Origin of the sequence: Enterobacter sp. CPE_E863 (assembly GCF_046521465.1) — a bacterium.
Lineage (GTDB): Bacteria > Pseudomonadota > Gammaproteobacteria > Enterobacterales > Enterobacteriaceae > Enterobacter > Enterobacter adelaidei.
Genome location: NZ_JBKFZX010000004.1, coordinates 21,313 through 41,656, shown reverse-complemented (window position 1 = coordinate 41,656; position 20,344 = coordinate 21,313). Strand labels below are relative to the sequence as shown.

Here is a 20,344-nt window from a genome sequence, read left to right as displayed (position 1 = left end):
GATAGGCTTTCATTCGGAGAACTATCATGGAAAACATTGCGCTCATTGGTATCGATCTGGGTAAAAACTCTTTCCATATTCATTGCCAAGATCGTCGCGGCAAGGCTGTTTACCGTAAAAAATTTACACGGCCAAAGTTAATCGAATTTTTGGCGACATGCCCCGCTACAACCATCGCAATGGAAGCCTGTGGTGGCTCTCACTTTATGGCACGCAAGTTGGAAGAGTTGGGGCATTTTCCTAAGCTGATATCACCACAATTTGTCCGTCCATTCGTTAAAAGTAACAAAAACGACTTTGTCGACGCCGAAGCTATTTGTGAAGCTGCATCGCGTCCGTCTATGCGTTTTGTACAGCCCAGAACTGAATCTCAGCAGGCAATGCGTGCGCTGCATCGTGTCCGTGAATCCCTGGTTCAGGATAAGGTAAAAACAACCAATCAGATGCATGCTTTTCTGCTGGAATTTGGCATCAGCGTTCCACGAGGAGCTGCCGTTATTAGCCGACTGAGTACCCTTCTTGAGGACAATAGTTTGCCTCTATACCTCAGCCAGTTATTGCTGAAATTACAACAGCATTATCACTATCTTGTTGAGCAGATTAAAGATTTGGAATCCCAGTTGAAACGAAAGTTGGACGAAGATGAGATTGGACAGCGCTTGCTGAGCATTCCCTGCGTCGGAACACTGACAGCGAGTACTATTTCAACTGAGATTGGCGACGGGAAGCAGTACGCCAGCAGTCGTGACTTTGCGGCGGCAACAGGGCTAGTGCCTCGACAGTACAGCACGGGAGGTCGGACGACATTGCTGGGAATTAGTAAGCGAGGTAACAAAAAGATCCGAACTTTGTTGGTTCAATGTGCCAGGGTATTCATACAAAAACTGGAACACCAGTCTGGCAAATTGGCCGATTGGGTCAGGGATCTACTGTGTAGGAAAAGCAACTTTGTCGTCACTTGTGCTCTGGCAAACAAGCTGGCCAGAATAGCCTGGGCCCTAACGGCACGACAGCAAACTTATGTAGCATAACGGCAGAAATACACCGGTTTAAAGAATCACTGATCTGGTTTTGCGAATACTGATATTGATGATACTAACGGCCCACCGGCCTGTTGAGGAACCTGTAAAACGGAAAGGCTCATTGAAGCCGTATATTTTCTGGAGGTTCATCAGGCGCGGAACTCATCGAGGCGCGGGAATAAAATCCCATTCAGACGCCGGATAGATTCAAGCAAGCCAATTTATCGTCAAAATCGGTGTTGCAAAAACGGGAGTGACCATAGATTCCGTTTTCTGAGACGACCCCTATCAAGTCCACGTCGATCATCTGGGCACCCCGAAGGCGCTAACCGACGCCAGCGGCCAAGTGGTTTGGAAGGCGAGCTACAGCCCGTTCGGTAAGGCCAGCATCACCACTCAGGGGCCGACCTTCAATTTGCGGTTCCCAGGACAGTATTACGACGCGGAGACCGGGCTCCACTACAACTGGCGGCGTTACTACGACCCGAATACCGGGCGTTACATCACCAGTGACCCGATTGGGCTGGCTGGTGGGATTAACACCTATGCCTATGCGCTGAGCAACCCGATAGGCAATGCAGATCCAACAGGGGAGTTTGTGCCGCTTCTTCTGGGGGCTTATGTTGCCATAGACTTTGCCTTGAGCGCTTGGGACGCCTATGACACCTTCAAGACCATCACCAGTGATTGTGCGACCTCAAGAGAAAAGTGGATTTCCGGGGGGCTTTTTGCTGCTGGGATTATCCTGCCTGGCAACTATAAGGCGCTAGGGAATGTTGCGGAACGCGCTTTTAAAAATACGGCTGATGATTTTGTAGACCTAGCCAGTTCCCAGAGACGTAAGCATATTCTTGATGGTGACGCCACTGGTGGAGGGCATCGAGCAGGAACAGGCAAGCCTGGAAAAAGTGAGTTTCCTCAAAGTTGGTCTGATGAAAAAATTATGCACGTCATTTCCGATATAGCTACCGATCCAAATGTTTCTCGAAAGGCTGGGCGCGGTGGTAGGACTATTGCAGAGGCAGTTAAAGAAGGTATTAATGTTCGTGTAATACAAGAATCTAATGGTGATATTGTTTCAGGTTTTCCAACAAACGTACCAAGGAATCCAAAATGAAAAATGAATATAGAGAAATTGAATCCACGCTAGATCTTTTGCTTATGGTGCTGTCTGATTCGTTTTCTGAATCTGAAAGTATAGAAGTGCAAGAATTTATTGATGTGGGTGAGTATGGAATCGCACTAGAAACTATCATTGACATTATTAATGAAGAGTCAAAGAACATAACAAATGAAGCTGAGTTTCTGATTGAAAAAGCAGGGAGGATAATGAATATGGATACTACATCCATTGTAGATAAGATTTCAAAACATATAGATAAATAATAAGATGAAAAAAACCGGTTTAAAATATAGAGCAGTATATCTGCTTGGATTTCCGTTAGCTGGAGCCTTTATAGGAATTGCAGTGTTCGCTTTATTAAATTATGTGAATGGGCCTCTAAGCAAATTCGCCTTATATCTGTCCGTTGGTGTTTGGGGGGGGTATGGAGTGTTCTCAGGAATCTATGGATACTTAAATCTAAGGAAAATATTAAAGTTAAAGAGAGCTAATGAGGAATCCAGGGATTAAATACGGCTCACATGGTTCTGCTATTGGCGCAGCATTGGGGACGGCTTATGGAAATCAATAACTGGTTTGATTTTATTATATACACAATTTATTTCTTTGGGGTTGTGATAGTTATCCTTCCTACTGGGGTTATCTTTCTTTGGTTGACATTGAAAAATCTAGTCAAAATGAGAGCCCCGAGATACGAAAAAAAGCACTACAAGTATTTCTCTGCAAGAAATAGATTTGAAGTGTGTGTTGCAGGTGTTTTTTCTGTGGCTTTTTCTGTTTGGTATCTGTTTTTTGCCAAAGGGGGAAATCTGTTTCTTTATCCGTCAGAGGTAATGAGATTTTTTTCAGGCGGATGATAGTGTGGATCAGGCTCTGGCGTTGGCCCAGCCGCCGCCAGCGGCCAAGTGTTTGGAAGGCGAGCCATCATAGAGTCAGTAGAGAGAGATACTTTTGGAAATCAATAGTATTATGATTGGTACAAATGAGTTGTAGCTCCATATTTTAAAGGGGGATTTCAGAGAAATGAAGAATAAGAAGGTAATAACTTTGATAATGGCCGCAGCCGCATCATGCTCGTCAGTCTATGCCGCGACATTACCGACCAGTGAGGTAGACGCATACATACTTGCGATGAACACCATGTCACCTATCACTGCAAAGTACACCATCCAGTACAAGCAAGCGGTTGAGCAGAAATGCAATACAGCCCTGAGCGTTGAGCAGCTCAACTCAAAGGCATTCACCAATGTTGTCCAGGCAATGGTGAGTAGTGAGACCGTCGATAGAATGGGGCTTGATGCTGCTGGTGGATCACTCCAGGATACCCTGTCTGTGATCGGCAAGAACGTCACATGCAGTGACCTGAACGCGCCATTTAAAGCACTCTTGGATGATAAGGACTTCACCAGAAAGCATCAGCACCTATCGAAGGTGCTGCATACTTGGAATGAAGTTGTTTCTCAAAGCAAACCCTGAGTAACAAAAAGGAGCCTAACTGGCTCCTTTTTTAATGGGGATGATGTTACGTTCGTGGACGTTATTTTCACTCGGGATATGTAACGTTGAAAAAGGCGTACCGACAAGAGAGTGGTCACATAGCTCTCCATAATAGATGAGCGACAAAATCTCTTGCTCGTTGATTTTTCCCACCTTAAAAAGGTAATTGATTATTGCTGTATCCAGTAGGTCGTGACACCCATTAAGCAGATCCACGATATTGGCCGCAGCTTCATTTTCCTCTCCGTCATCTCGACCGGCTAATACTGATTCAACCCAAGCCTCAAGGCTCGGATGTCCCTCAGCGAGCTCTATTTGACGGCACTCGTTCTCGATCAACCCTGTGATTGCTTCGTTGAGCGTTCCGCCATAAGTCGGCATGTTGAGAACAACTCCAAATCCGGGGATTTCTTTTTGGATTGGCTTCGCATCCTTGGGAGCTGATTTCAGCCACAGGAAAAACCAGATCCCAGAGCTTATGTCTTCCGGCTTGACCTGGTTGGCCGCAAGGAATTTGGAAACCTCGTTACAGATGATGCCATCTGGCGCTGCCATCTCGTAAATACCCGCCATCAGATCTTCAAGGCTCTTATACATATTATCTCTCGCACCTGTACATGATGTTTTCACTATCGTTGTTAAGCGTTTTTTCAGCAAGTATGTTCCAGCGAGACATCTTATACCATTCCATCCAAATCTGTAAAATTACCGTATTACCGTAATTATGATAATTACGGTAAATAAATTTGAGTTCCTCTTGCTGTTGTTCTACTTATTAAAATGTATCTTTGAAAAAGTAGAGTTTTTGGAATAGGATAGGTGGTGCTGAATGCCCACTTTTTACAAGGAGCGCGACCAGTGATTTTTGATGTAAGAGCGACCTTTGAAGTGGCACTCCAGACGGACACCCACCTGGTACTTATCGATCTGGATCAGGGAGCATCAGTTACGAACGATGCTGATGCAGTGATCGCCTGGTTGGCCGCAAACCTCGAAGGTGGAATTGGAAAACGTAAGGTGTACTACCGGGACACCGATGGACGCTTTGATGAGCTCAAGGTTAATGCCGGTGCTTTTGCCGGATTTGCACCTTGTAGCGAAGGCCAGCAGACCACCTTGGCTGGGATGCTCGGCCAGTAACTTTGTGTGGAGAACTCGATGTTAAACAAAAACAAATTTGAGAAAGTTTTAAAGAGAATCCTCGATAAGAACTTTGAGCGCTGCTCTATTTGCAGGAAACCATTCCCTGGACCGTGCCATACTTTTGCTGGTTTGGATTCGGACAATAAAGTTCAGAACGTAGGTTCTTGCTGTCGGACCAGTATTGTGGACTTGCGGCATGGAGGTGTGTATACGACCGCTCCTGTAGATACTCAAGAGGGGCAAAGTCAGGCGCGTGAGCTACTCGCAACACATCCTTGTAAGGGGATGATGGGACATGCTTAGCAAAAAAGTCTTTTTCATTAGTCAAGCGGAGGCCGAAAGACTGGAGCCGGTTCCCGGTGCGGCCATGATCTCCATAACTGACCCAGACAAGTCCCCTGCCGCTCTCGGACAGTGGGGGCAGTTGTACCGCGATAGCTTCTATGACGGCGGCTATTCTGAGAACACCATCCACACGATGAAGGCAGCGTTCCGGATGAATTACGCCTCTTACATTGACTCATCCCAGGCTGAAAAGCTGTCCACCTTCCTGGATGGATTGGTTGGTAGCGGTATCGATCAGATCTTCGTTCATTGCTATTACGGAGAATCCAGAAGTGGCGCGGTAGCGCTGTACCTCCAGAACAAACATGGATTCACTCCGAATAAGCCGATCACCAAGCCCAACCGAACAGTTTACGAATTGCTGTGCAATCCAACCAAGTTTGAACCACTGATGCAAAGCTACGAAACGCAACATATGGAGGAGGAACTACCTCTTCACCTCAAAATATGGGATTTTCTTCTCGTTGCGGTCGGGCTTAGGAGGTAACTTTGCACGACACAAACAATGACAAGGAAGAGCTAGTTTCACATGCGAAAGTAAATGTTCCGGCAGAACAAAGCATTCGCGGTGAACTGTTGCCGTCATCGAGCTCGCTCCGGAACATCCAGGACAACCCCGCCGTCGCCTATCTGGTGAGCCTCGGGTCAAAGCGAAGCAGGCAGACCATGAGCTCATTCCTCAACATTGTCGCCAAGATGATCGGGTTTCAGAACCTTCGTGACTGTGCATGGAGCTCAATGAGGCGGCACCACATATTGGCGGTGCTGGAAATGCTGGGGGATGCAGGGAAGGCTCCGGCAACGATCAACACCTACCTGTCAGCGCTCAAAGGGGTGGCTCTTGAAGCCTGGACGATGAAGCAAATTGATACGGATAGCTTCCAGCACATTAAGCAAGTCCGTTCAGTACGTGGATCTCGACTTCCTAAAGGGCGGGCACTTGAACGCCATGAGATTCGCAGCCTCTTTTTCACATGTGAAAGTGATTCAAGCGCCAAAGGGCTTCGGGATGCGGCCATTCTCGGGGTGCTCCTCGGGTGTGGCTTGCGCCGCTCGGAAATCGTTGCGCTGGACATGGGAAGCATGATCTACAAGGACCGCGCTCTCAAGGTTCTTGGCAAGGGCAACAAAGAGAGAATGGCGTATGTGCCTGGTGGCGCATGGAAAAGACTGGATAAGTGGGTTGAAGAGGTTCGAGGAACGCATGAAGGGCCTTTATTCCCGAGGATCAGGCGGTTTGATGATGTGACTGGAGAGCGGATGTCGGATCAGGCCATCTACCACATCTTGGAGACCAGAAGAGTTGAAGCCGGTCTGGAGATGTTTGCGCCCCATGACCTGCGACGCACCTTTGCCTCCTCGATGCTGGATAACGGTGAGGATATTGTGACCGTGAAGGACGCAATGGGCCACTCAAGCATTGCAACTACCCAGAAATATGACAGACGCGGCGATGAGCGTTTGAAGAGAGCGAGCCAACGCCTCGATATAGCGGATTAACAGCATGAATGATGAAGAACTCGAACTTGCCAGAGCCGAAGCCATGAAAGCCGATAGGTGCTTTTCAAAAGGACGGCTCAGGGACGAATTTCGGATGAAGCCTAAGCCAGGAGTAGAGCCAGTTTCGTTCTACAAAAACGGGTATGGTGGCCAATTTGGAGTGTACCGGATAGCAGATTGCCAACCAATGCGGAGAAGGGGTTGTTCACCGGCATCACAAAAGCAAATAAGGGCGCAATCCATCCTTTCGGTCAAGGCAAGAATGCGTAGCAACCTGGCAAAGGCCTCTGTCATGGCACAAAGGTGGGTCGCTCTGGAACCTCTGGTTCTCGATACCGAGACGACCGGACTTGGTGAAAGAGACCAGGTGATCGAGCTGGCTGTTACTGACATCAGAGGCGCGGTTCTCCTCTGCACCAGATTACGGCCAACCGTGGAAATAGACCCTCAGGCAATGGGTGTTCATGGCATCACCGAGACTGAGCTGTCGAATGAGCCTACGTGGACTCAAGTTGCGCCAGCTCTCGCCCGGCTTTTGTCGGGCCGTCATCTGGTGATATTTAACTCCAGTTTCGACAGTAGGATGTTGAGGCAAACAGCCAGTGCATTTGGAGACCAACTCTCTTGGTGGCAAGAGCAGAACTGTCTGTGCGCGATGAAGCTGGCGGCTGATGCCTTTGGCTCAACCAACCGGCACGGCACAATCTCACTTGCGGATGCCACCTGCGAGGCAGGTGTGAGCTGGAAAGGTCGAGCCCATTCAGCAGCGACCGACGCTATTGCCACCGCCGACTTGGTGACAGAGATAGCCAAAGTCCAACGTGACCTCGTGGTCCAGCTCCAGGAGCTTCAAAGCAAAGGTAATTTGGAATGACAGAACAATCCTACGGCGAAAGTCTCAAATTTTTCTCAGACTGGCAGAAGGACCCCGCGAAACGCACCGGCCTGAATGTGCAACACACGCTAACCAGAGGTGAATATCCTACGGTCAGCATCGAGATTGCGCCGATCAGGGCATCGGGGTCCAGCCCAGACTGGAAAAGCAAGATCACGGTGCAGCTCACTCGCGGCGAACTGACGGCGTTTTGCAGCGTTCTCTTTGGTTTGCGTAGCAAGGCTGAGGGTTCCTATCACGGCGACGCGAAGAATAAGAGCTTTGCGGTTTACAACAACGGCAAGGCCGGTGTTGCGATCATCCTTAGTGAGCGAGGAAACCAGCTCCAGAATTTCATCAATGATGACGACCGAATGGAGCTCGCAGTCTTCGCAGTTCGCCAGCTTTCCAACGCATGGAAAGTTACCCCTTCTGATGCCATCGCGCTGCTACGCCAATCAGCGTGGATGGACCGAAATTTGTCCTAATCGAGCAAATCTAGGCACTCTAAAAGTCGTCCTATAACCACAAAGTTAGACCATCATGCAAAGTGGGGTATAGAGGGTGCCAGCCCCACCCCAGCAGTCCCCCTCAGCCACATTTCTGGCTTGCCCCGCGCTTTTCTTCTTTCTCTCTTTTTCTCTCTTTTTCTCTCTCTTTCTCAATCTAATCTCACACACGAAGGTCAAACAGGGCACCCGCCGACGCGAAGCGGAGGCGTATTCTTGCCCCTCCCCCTCGTTGCATGATGGTCTAAATCTGTCTACTATGTAACCAATGAACTGTTAGAACAAACCCACACATAGGCGGCAGCATGGCTAAAAACTTCATATCAGAACAATTCTCGGCCATGTGCCGCGACTTAACGAACCTGTCCTCTCTTATCAAACGACTACCGCCACGGTACGCAAAAGTTGCGGCCATCCCTCCTACCGGAAAAGGAATGGAGAACGAGCCCGTCAACAAGATTGTCGTAACTGAACAAACTGGGCGCGAAGCTCTTGAGCTGGCAGCGCACAGCTACAGAGATCTTCACATCAACCCAGACTATTCGCAGAAGTCTGCCAGGCGCACCGTGGGGGTACTCTGGTTCTCCCCTTCCAGGATTGGTGTAGCTGACGAAATTGCGGCGACGGTTGAACGCATCAACGCGGCCAAAGCTGGTATCGAGGAGTTCATTATCTCGACGTACCCCACCAGGCAAGAGAGGTTTGAAGCACTTCGAGCGGACTGCCCTGGTGTCATGACTCTCCACCTTTACAGACAAATTCGGTGCTATACCAATGGCGACATCGACTCTATCCGCTTCACCTGGCAACGGAAGGACTCCTTGAAGAAGCCCGTAAAAGAGGAGCTTTTGCAACGCATCAGAGAGGAGCTGGAGCGATCTGGGCCAGACTATCAACTTCCCCTGGAGCAGCTTATCCAGAAGATCGCCAGCACCCCGGAGCCTTATCTCCGGGAGCGAAGGGAAGTAAAGGTTCAACCGGTGGCAAACGTCATGGCCGCAGGGGTACTCAAAACCGTTACCGCGCCAATGCCCCTGATCGTGCTCCAGGATAAGGATGTTCAGCTCAAATTGCTTCGTAACTTTGACGCCTCAGAACAACGCAAAACTCGATCTGATAAAGCGGCATCGGAAATCCTTGGCACCTTCGGTGGAGTCACTATCGAATCCTTCCCTGGATGAATCAGCGTGACCGCGTAACAAGGCTTTTCCGCAGCCGGAAGGGCTTTGTCCCACACAAACAATTCCAATCGACAGCAGCATGATATATAATTATGATAATTACCGTATTATCGTAATTATCGTAATTATCGTAAACATTACAAATTAAAAGGAACGTTCTCATGGCAAGAAAATTGGTTGAGTTTGACGATGTAGCGGCTGCGGCCCAAAAGCTCAAGGACGCCGGTAAACGCCCAACGGTCATCGCTATCAGAGACATCATTGGCAAGGGGAGCTTTACCACCATTTCAACGTATCTCAAACAGTGGTCAGAGGAACACTCCCTCGATGAAGAGCTGGTAGAGGTAGTCCTTCCAGAATCGGTTATGAGCGATGCTGAGCTCTTCCTACAGAAGATCTATACGGTAGCCAAAGCAAGCGCCGATGAACAGCTTGAGCGCGAGCGTGAACTGCTACGACAGAAAGAAATTGAGTACCAGGAAGATATGCAGCAAGCCGTGGACATGGCAAATGATGCCACCGAACGGGCTGAGCTACTGGAGGAACAACTTGAAGCTCTCACCAACAAAAAATCAGAGCTCGATGCGGCCCTTGGTAAGGCAGAAAACTCGCTATCCCTCAAGTCTGCGGAGCTAGAACGCTCACTGGCTGACATTGATAAGCTGGAAAAGCGGATCGTTGAGTTGGAGGGCAAGCTGGAGGCGAAAGCCGCAGATCTGACCCGAGCACAGGATCACCTGGAGCAAGCTAAAAGCGAAAATCGCTCTTTGAGCCAAAAATTGGCAACTACAGAGGGTGAGTTGGAGGAGCAAAAAGGCAAGAGTATAGAGCAGACAGAAAAGCTCCGGGCCGCTCAGGAACAAAAAACATCGTTGAAAGAGCAGCTCGAAAATGTACAGGCCAAACTGGCCCAATCACAGGACTCCCTTGCCACAGCCAAAGCTCATGGCGAATCCGCTGAACGAGAGTGCCAGCGCCTATCTGGAGAGGTAGAAAAGCTGGACGCCAAATTATCCAGCGCCGAAGCAGAAGCTCGCGCTCTTGTTCAAGACAAAGGCATGATGGCTGGTCAGTTGCAGGAAAAAGACCAGCAGGCCAAGAGCCTCGAACAAAGACTCAATGATGCACTGACCAAAATTTCTGGGTTGGAGCAAGAGCTCGCTAAAGCTGGTAAGGGAGGGAAAAAGAAAGAGGAAAACTGATGGCGCGAAAGGCTAAATATTCAGAAGAGTGGCGACACAGAGCTGCGGCTCTTCAAACCAAGATTGAGGAGGCTATGACACTAGCCACCTCATCTATTGGCGACTATCGCTGGTTACACCGTCTCCATAGTTGGGTTACGGGGCACTGTTGCAAAGTTAGCGATGAGGCAGCCTTTTGTCTTATTCAAAGGCCTTACATTTCAAAAACTCTGCTTACCAGGCGCATTTCGCCCAGGGGATCACCATAATAAAATGCTGAGGCCTGGCCTTTGCGTAGTGCACGCATCACCTCAATACCTTTGATGGTGGCGTAAGCCGTCTTCATGGATTTAAATCCCAGCGTGGCGCCGATTATCCGTTTCAGTTTGCCATGATCGCATTCAATCACGTTGTTCCGGTACTTAATCTGTCGGTGTTCAACGTCAGACGGGCACCGGCCTTCGCGTTTGAGCAGAGCAAGCGCGCGACCATAGGCGGGCGCTTTATCCGTGTTGATGAATCGCGGGATCTGCCACTTCTTCACGTTGTTGAGGATTTTACCCAGAAACCGGTATGCAGCTTTGCTGTTACGACGGGAGGAGAGATAAAAATCGACAGTGCGGCCCCGGCTGTCGACGGCCCGGTACAGATACGCCCAGCGGCCATTGACCTTCACGTAGGTTTCATCCATGTGCCACGGGCAAAGATCGGAAGGGTTACGCCAGTACCAGCGCAGCCGTTTTTCCATTTCAGGCGCATAACGCTGAACCCAGCGGTAAATCGTGGAGTGATCGACATTCACTCCGCGTTCAGCCAGCATCTCCTGCAGCTCACGGTAACTGATGCCGTATTTGCAGTACCAGCGTACGGCCCACAGAATGATGTCACGCTGAAAATGCCGGCCTTTGAATGGGTTCATGTGCAGCTCCATCAGCAAAAGGGGATGATAAGTTTATCACCACCGACTATTTGCAACAGTGCCAACGCCGGGTTATTCTTATTTGTCGCTTCTTTACTCGCCTTTATCGGCCTTCACTCAAGGATGTATTGTGGTTATGCGTTATATTCGCCTGTGTATTATCTCCCTGTTAGCCACCCTGCCGCTGGCGGTACACGCCAGCCCGCAGCCGCTTGAGCAAATTAAACAAAGCGAAAGCCAGCTGTCGGGCCGCGTAGGCATGATAGAAATGGATCTGGCCAGCGGCCGCACGCTGACCGCCTGGCGCGCCGATGAACGCTTTCCCATGATGAGCACCTTTAAAGTAGTGCTCTGCGGCGCAGTGCTGGCGCGGGTGGATGCCGGTGACGAACAGCTGGAGCGAAAGATCCACTATCGCCAGCAGGATCTGGTGGACTACTCGCCGGTCAGCGAAAAACACCTTGCCGACGGCATGACGGTCGGCGAACTCTGCGCCGCCGCCATTACCATGAGCGATAACAGCGCCGCCAATCTGCTGCTGGCCACCGTCGGCGGCCCCGCAGGATTGACTGCCTTTTTGCGCCAGATCGGCGACAACGTCACCCGCCTTGACCGCTGGGAAACGGAACTGAATGAGGCGCTTCCCGGCGACGCCCGCGACACCACTACCCCGGCCAGCATGGCCGCGACCCTGCGCAAGCTGCTGACCAGCCAGCGTCTGAGCGCCCGTTCGCAACGGCAGCTGCTGCAGTGGATGGTGGACGATCGGGTCGCCGGACCGTTGATCCGCTCCGTGCTGCCGGCGGGCTGGTTTATCGCCGATAAGACCGGAGCTAGCAAGCGGGGTGCGCGCGGGATTGTCGCCCTGCTTGGCCCGAATAACAAAGCAGAGCGCATTGTGGTGATTTATCTGCGGGATACGCCGGCGAGCATGGCCGAGCGAAATCAGCAAATCGCCGGGATCGGCGCGGCGCTGATCGAGCACTGGCAACGCTAAGCCGGCGGTGGCCGCGCGCGTTATCCGGCCCGCAGCACCTCGCAGGCGTGCCGGGCGATATGACTGGCGGCGGCATCGGAAAGATGCCGGTCGGTAATGATGGTGGTGAACCGGGTCAAAGGTAACGCCATAAACGTGGCCACCTGATTGTATTTCGAACTGTCGCACAGCAGGATGCTTCTCGCGCTGACCTGGCTGACGGTCTCCTTGACGGTAACCTTGTTCTCATCAGGGGTGAATATCCCGCGACTGTCCCAGCCGCTGGCGGAGATAAAGGCCGTATCGATAGCCAGGTGGCGTAACGTACGCGCCGCCGATTCGCCCACGCAGGAGCGGTTCTCCCGGCACAGAGTGCCGCCGGTGTGGATCACGCCGCACTGGCTGGCATCGATCAGCAGCTGGGTTATCTCAAAATCATTGGTGACCACCTGGAGATCGTTCCGGTCGAGGATCGCCCGCGCCAGCGCCAGGGTGGTAGTCCCGGCATCCAGATAGATGCAACTGTTTTTAGCGATATGACTCGCCGCCAGCGCGCCGATCGCCTGTTTCTCCTCACTCTGCAGCGTGCTTTTCACCAGATGACTGGGTTCCGCGGCCAGCCGGCTGACGGCGCGTACGCCGCCCGAGACGCTGACCAGCAGCCCCTGCTCCTCCAGTTTACTGACGTCCCGACGGATGGTCATATGGGACACGCCGAGGATCTCCGTCAGCTCGTTAATGCTTACCGCCCCACGCTGCTCCACCAGGGCTAAAATACGCTGATGTCGTTCTATTGGAATCACCGCTCTCCCCTTACCATTTTTTCACACCAGGCGTCACCACCCAGGCTACGGCCCTGGCGACACCCGGTGTTGTTATCGCGCTTTGCCGCTGTTTTTTACGCTATTTTAGGGCAAGAATCGCCGCTGTGCAGCCTCTTTCCGCCTGTGAATTTTTTATATTCATGTGGGTTATTCGTGATAACTCTCACATAAATTCACATGATAACGCTTTATTCTATCATTAAATCACATTAATTAACTAATGTTCACAAGGAGACCAGCATGGCTGCACACACTAACGTCTGCGTGATTGGACTGGGTTCAATGGGCATGGGCGCCGCCCGCGCCTGCCTGCAGGCGGGCCTGAACACCTGGGGCGTTGACATCAATCCCGACAACTGTCGCGCACTGCTGGCGGCGGGCGCCAAAGGCGCGGGCCCCAGCGCGGTGCCGTTCGCCGCGGAACTGGATGCAGTTGTGCTGCTGGTGGTCAATGCCGCCCAGGTGCGGGGGATCCTGTTCGGCGAGAGCGGCCTCGCCGCCCATCTGAAGCCGGGCACCGTCGTGATGGTGTCGTCCACCATCGCCTCCGCCGATGCTCAGGCCATTGCCGAGGCGCTGGCGGAGTACCAGCTATTGATGCTCGACGCGCCGGTATCGGGCGGCGCCGTGAAAGCGGCCGCCGGCGACATGACGGTGATGGCCTCCGGGAGCGATGCCGCCTTTGCCCGACTCGCGCCGGTGCTGGACGCCGTGGCCGGCAAAGTCTACCGCATCGGGAGCGACATTGGTCTTGGCTCGACGGTAAAAATTATCCATCAGCTGCTGGCCGGGGTGCACATCGCCGTTGCCGCCGAAGCGATGGCGCTTGCCGCCCGCGCCGGGATCCCACTGGAGACGATGTATGACGTGGTCACCCACGCGGCGGGTAATTCCTGGATGTTTGAGAATCGCATGCAGCACGTCCTGGATGGCGATTACTCGCCAAAATCCGCTGTCGATATTTTTGTCAAAGATCTCGGGCTGGTGAATGACACTGCCCGGGCGCTGACCTTCCCGCTGCCGCTCGCTACCACCGCGCTGAATATGTTCACCTCCGCCAGTAATGCCGGATTCGGTCGGGAAGATGACAGCGCGGTGATCAAGATTTTCAACGGCATCACCCTGCCGGGCCATAAACAGTGAGGAGAGACAACATGCAGCTTGGTGTCATTGCCGATGACTTCACCGGCGCCACGGATATTGCCAGCTTCCTCGTGCGCAACGGCATGCCGACGGTGCAACTGAATGGCGTGCCGACCCGCGATATTCCGCTGACCAGCGAGGCGGTGGTCATCAGCCTGAAAACCCGCTCCTGCCCGGCGGAAATGGCCGTCAGCCAGTCGCTGGCGGCCCTGCGCTGGCTGCAGGCCCAGGGCTGTCAGCAGTTTTATTTCAAGTACTGTTCCACTGGCACTGTTGCAAAGTTAGCGATGAGGCAGCCTTTTGTCTTATTCAAAGGCCTTACATTTCAAAAACTCTGCTTACCAGGCGCATTTCGCCCAGGGGATCACCATAATAAAATGCTGAGGCCTGGCCTTTGCGTAGTGCACGCATCACCTCAATACCTTTGATGGTGGCGTAAGCCGTCTTCATGGATTTAAATCCCAGCGTGGCGCCGATTATCCGTTTCAGTTTGCCATGATCGCATTCAATCACGTTGTTCCGGTACTTAATCTGTCGGTGTTCAACGTCAGACGGGCACCGGCCTTCGCGTTTGAGCAGAGCAAGCGCGCGACCATAGGCGGGCGCTTTATCCGTGTTGATGAATCGCGGGATCTGCCACTTCTTCACGTTGTTGAGGATTTTACCCAGAAACCGGTATGCAGCTTTGCTGTTACGACGGGAGGAGAGATAAAAATCGACAGTGCGGCCCCGGCTGTCGACGGCCCGGTACAGATACGCCCAGCGGCCATTGACCTTCACGTAGGTTTCATCCATGTGCCACGGGCAAAGATCGGAAGGGTTACGCCAGTACCAGCGCAGCCGTTTTTCCATTTCAGGCGCATAACGCTGAACCCAGCGGTAAATCGTGGAGTGATCGACATTCACTCCGCGTTCAGCCAGCATCTCCTGCAGCTCACGGTAACTGATGCCGTATTTGCAGTACCAGCGTACGGCCCACAGAATGATGTCACGCTGAAAATGCCGGCCTTTGAATGGGTTCATGTGCAGCTCCATCAGCAAAAGGGGATGATAAGTTTATCACCACCGACTATTTGCAACAGTGCCATAAAAATCGACAGTGCGGCCCCGGCTGTCGACGGCCCGGTACAGATACGCCCAGCGGCCATTGACCTTCACGTAGGTTTCATCCATGTGCCACGGGCAAAGATCGGAAGGGTTACGCCAGTACCAGCGCAGCCGTTTTTCCATTTCAGGCGCATAACGCTGAACCCAGCGGTAAATCGTGGAGTGATCGACATTCACTCCGCGTTCAGCCAGCATCTCCTGCAGCTCACGGTAACTGATGCCGTATTTGCAGTACCAGCGTACGGCCCACAGAATGATGTCACGCTGAAAATGCCGGCCTTTGAATGGGTTCATGTGCAGCTCCATCAGCAAAAGGGGATGATAAGTTTATCACCACCGACTATTTGCAACAGTGCCGCGGTTCTCACCCACAACATGAGAGTTAGGCAGCGTTTCTTTGCCACTGGCCGAAATCATGTAGACCTGCGGTAACTCCGCATTGGCCGGAAACTCAAACCGGGTAAAGCGGTAGTTATCCCAGACGTGAACCGGCTGGATGCTGCGCATTTCAGGCTGTTCGCTCATTACGTACTGATAGTTCTTCGCCCCCGCAAAAGCCGTCTGCTTCAGCTTCTGCGTAATGCGTTTTTTATCAGCCGCGCTTTTGGCTTTTTCCTGCTGCTCAAACGGATATTCATAGGTCAGCTGAAGAACGGCCTGGCGCACAGCCCACGGCGTTTCAATAAAGGATTTTGATACCGTACCGTCTGCATTTTTCTTCGTTTCTTCACCGATGAAATGGAGGACGATGTTATAGGTGCGCTTATCGGTGACGATCACCAGGTTGGTATCACTCATGGCCTGTTTCGGCTTCACAAAAAAATGGTTCATTTTGTGCGCAAACGTCCAGCTTTCAGAATCGCCAAAAGCATGAGTGATATAGGTTTCGTCAGGCGCGACAACAATGTGGGTAGCCACACCGGCGATAGCGTCAATTTTGACCACATTAACAGGGTTATAAACAACGCTTTTAATGCGATAGTCATAAGGAGAATTGCGGCCAACCTCAAGCGCCATAACGTTAGTGGCCGCGCCTCCCAGGACTGACAAAACGACTGCTGAAAGAAGTAGTTTTTTCATGGGGCAGCCCTCAGTTAACTTCAGGGTTGACGCGATAACTCGTCACGCGGAAACCCAGCGGGTTGACATAACGCTGCTCAGCATTCATCGCCAGCGATTTATATTCATACCCCATAATGGCAATCCAGCGCTGCGGCTGATCATCAACGGGATTGCTGCGCACGCGGCGAACCGTAGTAAAGCGTATCGTTGCTACGCCGTGCGGTTTATCGAGGATCACAGAGTTAATCTTCACGCGGGTCGTTTCACTGTCGCCCAGAACCTTATCAAGACCGTTGCGGCCCTTGAACTTGCTCTGGTAAGACTCTGCCACGTTCGGCGTGGACATTAAGCCAACGGCCGTTATGCTCTCTAGTTGAACGACGGATCTCTTCCGAAACTCCACGCAAAAAACCAATTACATTGGCCCGGAATGTACGTCTCTTCTCCTCTATCTCAAGCAAGTAACTCAAGTAGAAGTAAAACGGTATCGAGACGAACAATGACAAAGGGAACCAGCCTTTTTCGCTGGCAGAAACAAAGAGTCTCGGCTCAAACATTTTCATGGCGAGGGTCGCCATTAGCACAGAGACAACTACTGGAGTCACCGCCATCAAAAATCGGGAATGAAGGTACGCCATCCAGACCCCAGCGACTAAAGCTGTTAGCGAGAGGAACATAGCAACAACCAACGGGCTCGCATCAATGGCGATTAGCCCTATCTGGACGATAATGACGAAGCAAAGAAGCAATATTCTGTATAAAAATGACCGCATTCCAACCCACCTCAATCCAAGATAATCTTGCGCTTATCTTTCTGAATTTCGATAGGCTGCTCCGGTTCACTCAGAACACCCTCTGACGCTTTCAGATCTTGAATACTTGGAAAGCCCTTCCCTGCTCCTGCTTTTCTTGGTCTCTGCTCTGTTACCTCAATCGCTATTTCATCCCCCTCCCGGAACTGCGGGTAACAACCAGCGCGGTTGGCATAGCGATTCAACGACATTTTGAGCAGCCGGTATTTCTTTGGGCAGGTTATTTGTACTGACGCATCAGAGCTGCAAGCTGCGTCAAGCCGCCGGAAAAATTCCTCCGGTATCCCCTTTACAAGGAGATCGCTCAACTCATCCATAGGCCTTGAGCCGGTTGGCATCGGATATGGCAACCTCCGGTATTCTCTGTAGATGTACCGCTTGATGACGATATGAAAGACGAATGCGGCAAAGCCCCACAAAGGGCCATTAAGGAGCCCCGCAACGATAAGTAGCACCGACGGGAAGGGAACCCCTACGAAACTCGGCAGGACTTTAATCTTTACCATCGGCGTTGACCGACGCACACTCTCACTCATTTGCTGACCCTTTACGTGCAACCTTGTACTGCACTTTCAGATCGTAACCATCCACTTCCTGATGAAGGACTTTCACGGGGACACCTTCAACGGTCCCCAGGTACACGCTCAGCTCAACTTCCGGAACATCGTCCCTGAGACCCAGTACATTGCGCCACCCAGTCGATGTCTTCTGGCAGTGAGCGCCCACCCTGTCATGCCGGTAGTAAATGTCTTTGTTATCTCCTTGGCAGATGAAGAATCCACTAACCTGCCCCGTCCTTAACACCCACTTGCGGTTGTGGAAGGTAGCTTCTTTCTCCACCTCAGTGGACTTGTCTATAGCCACCGGGCTTACCACCAGCTCTTGTGCGGCCAAATCAGACACAAGGCCTATTACCAACGCGGATAACAGAGCGGCCATAGCCGCCCGTGTCATCATACTGCCGCCTCGTGAGTGGCATCGGCAAAGAATTTGCCTTGTTTGTAGATCTCGTCCTTCTCGAACGAGATAGCATCCGCACGACTGCTGAATGGGCCATAGCTTTTACCGTCGATCAGCACCTTCCACTGGCAACGCCAAACACGAGTCCATGCCGCAATCTTTGACTCGTCTGAACAAAGTCCGCGAATAACATAGAACGCAATCATTAGAATGCCGCTCGTCGGCACGATGCGCGAAACCCTTGTTTTACTGTATTCCTGCACTTCAAGGCCTTTGAAGGAAACCTCATCGGCAAACCCGCAGACCTCACCATTTTTGATTACGATGCGCTTTTTGCTCATAACCGACCCCACTAATCCAAAATAATTTTGCGCTTGCCTGGCTGTACTTCGATTGGCTCTTCCTTTTGCACCTTTGGTGCCGGAGCTGATGAGCTGACAACCACCGGTTCTCTTTCTGTGTTTTGTTGCTGGCGCTCACGGAGTTCATCCACTGAGGGAGGCTCATTGCTTGGTCGTTCAGCCCTTTCTGCACGTCGGGCTTCTCTTAACAACTCATCAATTTCGGAGTCGCTCCGGTTATTCATAAAAGCTCTATAGGCAAAGAAAATCAGCACCGGTACTATTGCCACCAAGAAGAAAGGAAATGAGCTTCCGCTATCTTCCACTGGCTTGGTACTGGCCGCGCCTGTATCGAATACGGTACGAATAACCGTTGGCGCGGTCATGATCATAATTGCAGGCATTATCCCCATCACAATTCCTGATGGGCTCTGCCTCATAATTCCACTAGCAACCCCAAACACCAGCATCAATCCCGCTATGACTTTGACGAAAGAGCTATCCATTAGACCGATCATGGAGTCACTTACCTCCTCGAACGGACTTTGAAACGCACTGGTATTGCGGTCAGTGTCTTGTGCAGCATTAATCTGCTTGGGAGGTTCACTCTTTGGTGCAGTCACTATGGATGACGCTGATTGTTGGCTGGCAGCCTTCTGCGTTTCACCATCCTGCTTGACCACCCCCAGATCCTGAGTTTTGACGTGCGTTTGTGCTGGTGGTGCTAACTGGTATTTGACTGCCAGGTTGTTGCCGTGGACTTCAATGGTTTGCAGGGAGATGGGTTTACCTTCCAACTTGGTCAGAGCTTCTTGGAGCGGCAGCTCCTGAGCATCAGTCATACCGCCCATAAAGCCATTAAACCCGTCATCATGAATACGGCATCGCAGCCTTCCCGAATAGCTACGGTATTCACCTGGGCAAACAAAATAGCCGCCCTGAGGGCCATCCAGTTTGCGCCATTTATTGCTTTTGAAGGCCTCCACTTTGGTCACAACTGGCTGACCGTCATGGTAATCAATGACCGTTTTGCTCTCCGGGCCAGTGTCCTCTATCTTCTTGCTGCCTGAGTCATCTGAGAGCATTTGCCCCACCATAACGCCAGTCACAAAGTCACTGGCAAAGGCCGCAGGAGCTGCGACCATGAGACCAACCAGCAAAAGAAGGGGGACGCGCCCTGTCCTTCTCATCACCATTCGTTCTGTTCCGTTTCGTGCTGGGTTTGACCAGCATTGAAGTGGTACTCGGGTTTCAGCTCTTTTTCTTCGACTTCGAGCTCTTCCGGGCGAATACGCTGTTCCAGCGCTTCACAGGTCTTACCCTGAAACCCCGTGAAATCGGCAGCAATCTTGCCGCCCTTGATCTTGATGTTTACCTTTTTCACTTTGTCACCTCGTCGTTAAGTTCAACTAATCTGATTGCCTTGGCGCTATTACCAAACAGCTTCCTCAGCTTCCAGTTCCAAAGTGCCATCGTGATGCTGCTTCACCGTCACGCTGAAACCTTCCTCTTTCAACTGCTGCTCGTAGTGGAAGGCAATGTAGCGATCCTGCACCTTGCTGCTTGCCTGCTGCGTCCAGCGGCCATAAGAGCCGTAGTTTTCCTGGTACTGCTCCCAAACACCGTTTTTTTCCTTGTAGCCAATCCGGTGCTCCTTGTTGTTCTGGTCGATCAGAACAATCGGGTATTTCTCGAAGGTGTAGCCAGCGCCCACGCGGTACAGCTTTTCGTTTTCAACAACAACGCCAACTCCCTCCAGAGCCTTCAACAGCAGCTCTTTGTCTTTGTAGGCGACCTGCACCTTGCCTTTTACGATATGGCTCAT

Annotated in this window: 26 protein-coding genes and 3 pseudogenes; 16 read left to right on the top strand and 13 right to left on the bottom strand. The window is 51.6% G+C overall.

The features are described from left to right. The first annotated feature begins 26 nt into the window (after positions 1-26). The 6 genes and pseudogenes from ACLHV8_RS25595 to ACLHV8_RS25570 all read left to right on the top strand — a co-directional run bounded on the left by ACLHV8_RS25595 (position 27) and on the right by ACLHV8_RS25570 (position 3,621). Entirely contained in the window at positions 27-1,031 is a 1,005-nt protein-coding gene (locus ACLHV8_RS25595; protein ID WP_000427620.1) for an IS110-like element IS4321 family transposase, read from the top strand. Between the two features lie 277 nt (positions 1,032-1,308). Beyond that, a pseudogene (locus ACLHV8_RS25590) lies at positions 1,309-2,139 on the top strand (RHS repeat-associated core domain-containing protein); the annotation flags it as partial. Then, positions 2,136-2,408 carry a MafI family immunity protein gene (locus ACLHV8_RS25585; RefSeq protein WP_000787563.1) on the top strand — a complete coding sequence of 91 codons (273 nt, stop codon included), beginning with the start codon at positions 2,136-2,138 and terminating at the stop codon, positions 2,406-2,408. The pseudogene ACLHV8_RS25590 and the gene ACLHV8_RS25585, both read left to right, overlap by 4 nt. A 4-nt stretch (positions 2,409-2,412) precedes the next feature. After that, positions 2,413-2,655, top strand: coding sequence for a hypothetical protein (locus tag ACLHV8_RS25580; RefSeq protein WP_000750746.1), 243 nt, complete (start codon positions 2,413-2,415; stop codon positions 2,653-2,655). 47 nt (positions 2,656-2,702) lie between these two features. Further along, positions 2,703-3,002 carry a hypothetical protein gene (locus ACLHV8_RS25575; RefSeq protein WP_011872911.1) on the top strand — a complete coding sequence of 100 codons (300 nt, stop codon included), beginning with the start codon at positions 2,703-2,705 and terminating at the stop codon, positions 3,000-3,002. Positions 3,003-3,168: 166 nt separating this feature from the next. After that, positions 3,169-3,621: a hypothetical protein gene (locus ACLHV8_RS25570; protein ID WP_000791469.1), complete on the top strand. Its 453-nt coding sequence runs from the start codon at positions 3,169-3,171 to the stop codon at positions 3,619-3,621. 15 nt (positions 3,622-3,636) lie between these two features. Here the strand turns inward: ACLHV8_RS25570 and ACLHV8_RS25565 are convergent, their stop codons facing one another. Further along, a complete protein-coding gene (locus ACLHV8_RS25565) occupies positions 3,637-4,299 on the bottom strand; it encodes a hypothetical protein (RefSeq protein WP_015063586.1) in 663 nt (220 codons plus the stop codon). Positions 4,300-4,500: 201 nt separating this feature from the next. On the opposite strand from ACLHV8_RS25565, the gene ACLHV8_RS25560 reads away from it, so the two are divergent. The 7 genes from ACLHV8_RS25560 (at position 4,501) to ACLHV8_RS25530 (ending at position 10,396) form a co-directional block, all read left to right on the top strand. Next, positions 4,501-4,782, top strand: a complete 282-nt coding sequence (locus tag ACLHV8_RS25560) for a hypothetical protein (RefSeq protein ID WP_000575657.1) — start codon at positions 4,501-4,503, stop codon at positions 4,780-4,782. A 298-nt stretch (positions 4,783-5,080) separates the two neighbouring features. Further along, positions 5,081-5,617 (top strand): hypothetical protein, encoded by a 537-nt coding sequence (locus ACLHV8_RS25555; protein WP_000949433.1) that lies wholly within the window; start codon positions 5,081-5,083, stop codon positions 5,615-5,617. Between the two features lie 2 nt (positions 5,618-5,619). Beyond that, positions 5,620-6,630: a tyrosine-type recombinase/integrase gene (locus tag ACLHV8_RS25550; protein WP_000543934.1), complete on the top strand. Its 1,011-nt coding sequence runs from the start codon at positions 5,620-5,622 to the stop codon at positions 6,628-6,630. Positions 6,631-6,634: 4 nt separating this feature from the next. Further along, entirely contained in the window at positions 6,635-7,504 is an 870-nt protein-coding gene (locus tag ACLHV8_RS25545; RefSeq protein ID WP_000997323.1) for a 3'-5' exonuclease, read from the top strand. Beyond that, complete coding sequence (locus ACLHV8_RS25540; RefSeq protein WP_000139717.1) at positions 7,501-7,992, top strand: hypothetical protein; 492 nt, start codon at positions 7,501-7,503, stop codon at positions 7,990-7,992. Before ACLHV8_RS25545 ends, ACLHV8_RS25540 begins: the two co-directional genes overlap by 4 nt. 326 nt (positions 7,993-8,318) lie before the next feature. Further along, positions 8,319-9,194, top strand: a complete 876-nt coding sequence (locus tag ACLHV8_RS25535) for a DNA replication terminus site-binding protein (RefSeq protein ID WP_001097010.1) — start codon at positions 8,319-8,321, stop codon at positions 9,192-9,194. A 161-nt stretch (positions 9,195-9,355) separates the two neighbouring features. Next, positions 9,356-10,396 carry a DNA-binding protein gene (locus tag ACLHV8_RS25530; RefSeq protein ID WP_000101568.1) on the top strand — a complete coding sequence of 347 codons (1,041 nt, stop codon included), beginning with the start codon at positions 9,356-9,358 and terminating at the stop codon, positions 10,394-10,396. A 193-nt stretch (positions 10,397-10,589) separates the two neighbouring features. On the opposite strand, the gene ACLHV8_RS25525 is transcribed toward ACLHV8_RS25530, so the two are convergent. After that, on the bottom strand, positions 10,590-11,294 hold the full coding sequence (locus ACLHV8_RS25525; RefSeq protein ID WP_001067855.1) for an IS6-like element IS26 family transposase: 705 nt from the start codon (positions 11,292-11,294) through the stop codon (positions 10,590-10,592). A 136-nt stretch (positions 11,295-11,430) separates the two neighbouring features. Between ACLHV8_RS25525 and ACLHV8_RS25520 the strand changes: the two genes are divergently transcribed. Then, complete coding sequence (locus ACLHV8_RS25520; RefSeq protein ID WP_002904004.1) at positions 11,431-12,291, top strand: extended-spectrum class A beta-lactamase SHV-12; 861 nt, start codon at positions 11,431-11,433, stop codon at positions 12,289-12,291. Between the two features lie 20 nt (positions 12,292-12,311). Here ACLHV8_RS25520 and ACLHV8_RS25515 read toward each other — a convergent pair whose 3' ends face one another. Then, positions 12,312-13,073: a DeoR/GlpR family DNA-binding transcription regulator gene (locus tag ACLHV8_RS25515; RefSeq protein WP_002210513.1), complete on the bottom strand. Its 762-nt coding sequence runs from the start codon at positions 13,071-13,073 to the stop codon at positions 12,312-12,314. A gap of 261 nt (positions 13,074-13,334) precedes the next feature. Here ACLHV8_RS25515 and ltnD point away from each other — a divergent pair, with 261 nt between their 5' ends. Together ltnD and ACLHV8_RS25505 are read left to right on the top strand one after the other, a co-directional pair. Further along, a complete protein-coding gene (gene ltnD / locus ACLHV8_RS25510; protein ID WP_002903955.1) occupies positions 13,335-14,237 on the top strand; it encodes an L-threonate dehydrogenase in 903 nt (300 codons plus the stop codon). Between the two features lie 11 nt (positions 14,238-14,248). After that, a pseudogene (locus ACLHV8_RS25505) lies at positions 14,249-14,503 on the top strand (four-carbon acid sugar kinase family protein); the annotation flags it as partial. Positions 14,504-14,555: 52 nt separating this feature from the next. Here ACLHV8_RS25505 and ACLHV8_RS25500 read toward each other — a convergent pair. The 10 genes and pseudogenes from ACLHV8_RS25500 to ACLHV8_RS25455 all read right to left on the bottom strand — a co-directional run bounded on the left by ACLHV8_RS25500 (position 14,556) and on the right by ACLHV8_RS25455 (position 20,344). Next, positions 14,556-15,260 (bottom strand): IS6-like element IS26 family transposase, encoded by a 705-nt coding sequence (locus ACLHV8_RS25500; protein ID WP_001067855.1) that lies wholly within the window; start codon positions 15,258-15,260, stop codon positions 14,556-14,558. Between the two features lie 63 nt (positions 15,261-15,323). After that, positions 15,324-15,638: pseudogene (locus ACLHV8_RS25495) on the bottom strand (IS6-like element IS26 family transposase); the annotation flags it as partial. Between the two features lie 36 nt (positions 15,639-15,674). After that, a complete protein-coding gene (locus ACLHV8_RS25490; protein WP_407197502.1) occupies positions 15,675-16,424 on the bottom strand; it encodes a TrbG/VirB9 family P-type conjugative transfer protein in 750 nt (249 codons plus the stop codon). A 10-nt stretch (positions 16,425-16,434) separates the two neighbouring features. Next, the gene (locus ACLHV8_RS25485) at positions 16,435-16,752 is read right to left on the bottom strand and encodes a type IV secretion system protein (protein ID WP_011742556.1); all 318 of its coding nucleotides are present in this window, start codon (positions 16,750-16,752) and stop codon (positions 16,435-16,437) included. A 438-nt stretch (positions 16,753-17,190) separates the two neighbouring features. Continuing rightward, positions 17,191-17,754 carry a hypothetical protein gene (locus ACLHV8_RS25480; protein WP_000004673.1) on the bottom strand — a complete coding sequence of 188 codons (564 nt, stop codon included), beginning with the start codon at positions 17,752-17,754 and terminating at the stop codon, positions 17,191-17,193. Next, entirely contained in the window at positions 17,747-18,175 is a 429-nt protein-coding gene (locus ACLHV8_RS25475; RefSeq protein ID WP_000988987.1) for a hypothetical protein, read from the bottom strand. Before ACLHV8_RS25475 ends, ACLHV8_RS25480 begins: the two co-directional genes overlap by 8 nt. Beyond that, positions 18,172-18,519, bottom strand: coding sequence for a hypothetical protein (locus ACLHV8_RS25470; RefSeq protein WP_000039129.1), 348 nt, complete (start codon positions 18,517-18,519; stop codon positions 18,172-18,174). Before ACLHV8_RS25470 ends, ACLHV8_RS25475 begins: the two co-directional genes overlap by 4 nt. An 11-nt stretch (positions 18,520-18,530) precedes the next feature. Next, positions 18,531-19,664: a hypothetical protein gene (locus ACLHV8_RS25465; protein ID WP_000225028.1), complete on the bottom strand. Its 1,134-nt coding sequence runs from the start codon at positions 19,662-19,664 to the stop codon at positions 18,531-18,533. A gap of 44 nt (positions 19,665-19,708) precedes the next feature. Then, positions 19,709-19,903, bottom strand: coding sequence for a DUF2997 domain-containing protein (locus ACLHV8_RS25460; protein ID WP_000757530.1), 195 nt, complete (start codon positions 19,901-19,903; stop codon positions 19,709-19,711). Between the two features lie 48 nt (positions 19,904-19,951). Next, entirely contained in the window at positions 19,952-20,344 is a 393-nt protein-coding gene (locus tag ACLHV8_RS25455) for a hypothetical protein (protein ID WP_000018404.1), read from the bottom strand.

Excerpts from the sequence above, each read along its gene's own strand:
- ACLHV8_RS25595 (WP_000427620.1), top strand. The coding sequence starts at position 27 with ATGGAAAACATTGCGCTCATTGGTATCGATCTGGGTAAAAACTCTTTC.
- ACLHV8_RS25585 (WP_000787563.1), top strand. The coding sequence starts at position 2,136 with ATGAAAAATGAATATAGAGAAATTGAATCCACGCTAGATCTTTTGCTT.
- ACLHV8_RS25580 (WP_000750746.1), top strand. The coding sequence starts at position 2,413 with ATGAAAAAAACCGGTTTAAAATATAGAGCAGTATATCTGCTTGGATTT.
- ACLHV8_RS25575 (WP_011872911.1), top strand. The coding sequence starts at position 2,703 with ATGGAAATCAATAACTGGTTTGATTTTATTATATACACAATTTATTTC.
- ACLHV8_RS25570 (WP_000791469.1), top strand. The coding sequence starts at position 3,169 with ATGAAGAATAAGAAGGTAATAACTTTGATAATGGCCGCAGCCGCATCA.
- ACLHV8_RS25555 (WP_000949433.1), top strand. The coding sequence starts at position 5,081 with ATGCTTAGCAAAAAAGTCTTTTTCATTAGTCAAGCGGAGGCCGAAAGA.
- ACLHV8_RS25545 (WP_000997323.1), top strand. The coding sequence starts at position 6,635 with ATGAATGATGAAGAACTCGAACTTGCCAGAGCCGAAGCCATGAAAGCC.
- ACLHV8_RS25540 (WP_000139717.1), top strand. The coding sequence starts at position 7,501 with ATGACAGAACAATCCTACGGCGAAAGTCTCAAATTTTTCTCAGACTGG.
- ACLHV8_RS25535 (WP_001097010.1), top strand. The coding sequence starts at position 8,319 with ATGGCTAAAAACTTCATATCAGAACAATTCTCGGCCATGTGCCGCGAC.
- ACLHV8_RS25530 (WP_000101568.1), top strand. The coding sequence starts at position 9,356 with ATGGCAAGAAAATTGGTTGAGTTTGACGATGTAGCGGCTGCGGCCCAA.
- ACLHV8_RS25525 (WP_001067855.1), bottom strand. The coding sequence starts at position 11,294 with ATGAACCCATTCAAAGGCCGGCATTTTCAGCGTGACATCATTCTGTGG.
- ACLHV8_RS25520 (WP_002904004.1), top strand. The coding sequence starts at position 11,431 with ATGCGTTATATTCGCCTGTGTATTATCTCCCTGTTAGCCACCCTGCCG.
- ltnD (WP_002903955.1), top strand. The coding sequence starts at position 13,335 with ATGGCTGCACACACTAACGTCTGCGTGATTGGACTGGGTTCAATGGGC.
- ACLHV8_RS25500 (WP_001067855.1), bottom strand. The coding sequence starts at position 15,260 with ATGAACCCATTCAAAGGCCGGCATTTTCAGCGTGACATCATTCTGTGG.
- ACLHV8_RS25490 (WP_407197502.1), bottom strand. The coding sequence starts at position 16,424 with ATGAAAAAACTACTTCTTTCAGCAGTCGTTTTGTCAGTCCTGGGAGGC.
- ACLHV8_RS25485 (WP_011742556.1), bottom strand. The coding sequence starts at position 16,752 with ATGTCCACGCCGAACGTGGCAGAGTCTTACCAGAGCAAGTTCAAGGGC.
- ACLHV8_RS25480 (WP_000004673.1), bottom strand. The coding sequence starts at position 17,754 with ATGAGTGAGAGTGTGCGTCGGTCAACGCCGATGGTAAAGATTAAAGTC.
- ACLHV8_RS25475 (WP_000988987.1), bottom strand. The coding sequence starts at position 18,175 with ATGATGACACGGGCGGCTATGGCCGCTCTGTTATCCGCGTTGGTAATA.
- ACLHV8_RS25470 (WP_000039129.1), bottom strand. The coding sequence starts at position 18,519 with ATGAGCAAAAAGCGCATCGTAATCAAAAATGGTGAGGTCTGCGGGTTT.
- ACLHV8_RS25465 (WP_000225028.1), bottom strand. The coding sequence starts at position 19,664 with ATGGTCGCAGCTCCTGCGGCCTTTGCCAGTGACTTTGTGACTGGCGTT.
- ACLHV8_RS25455 (WP_000018404.1), bottom strand. The coding sequence starts at position 20,344 with ATGAGCCATATCGTAAAAGGCAAGGTGCAGGTCGCCTACAAAGACAAA.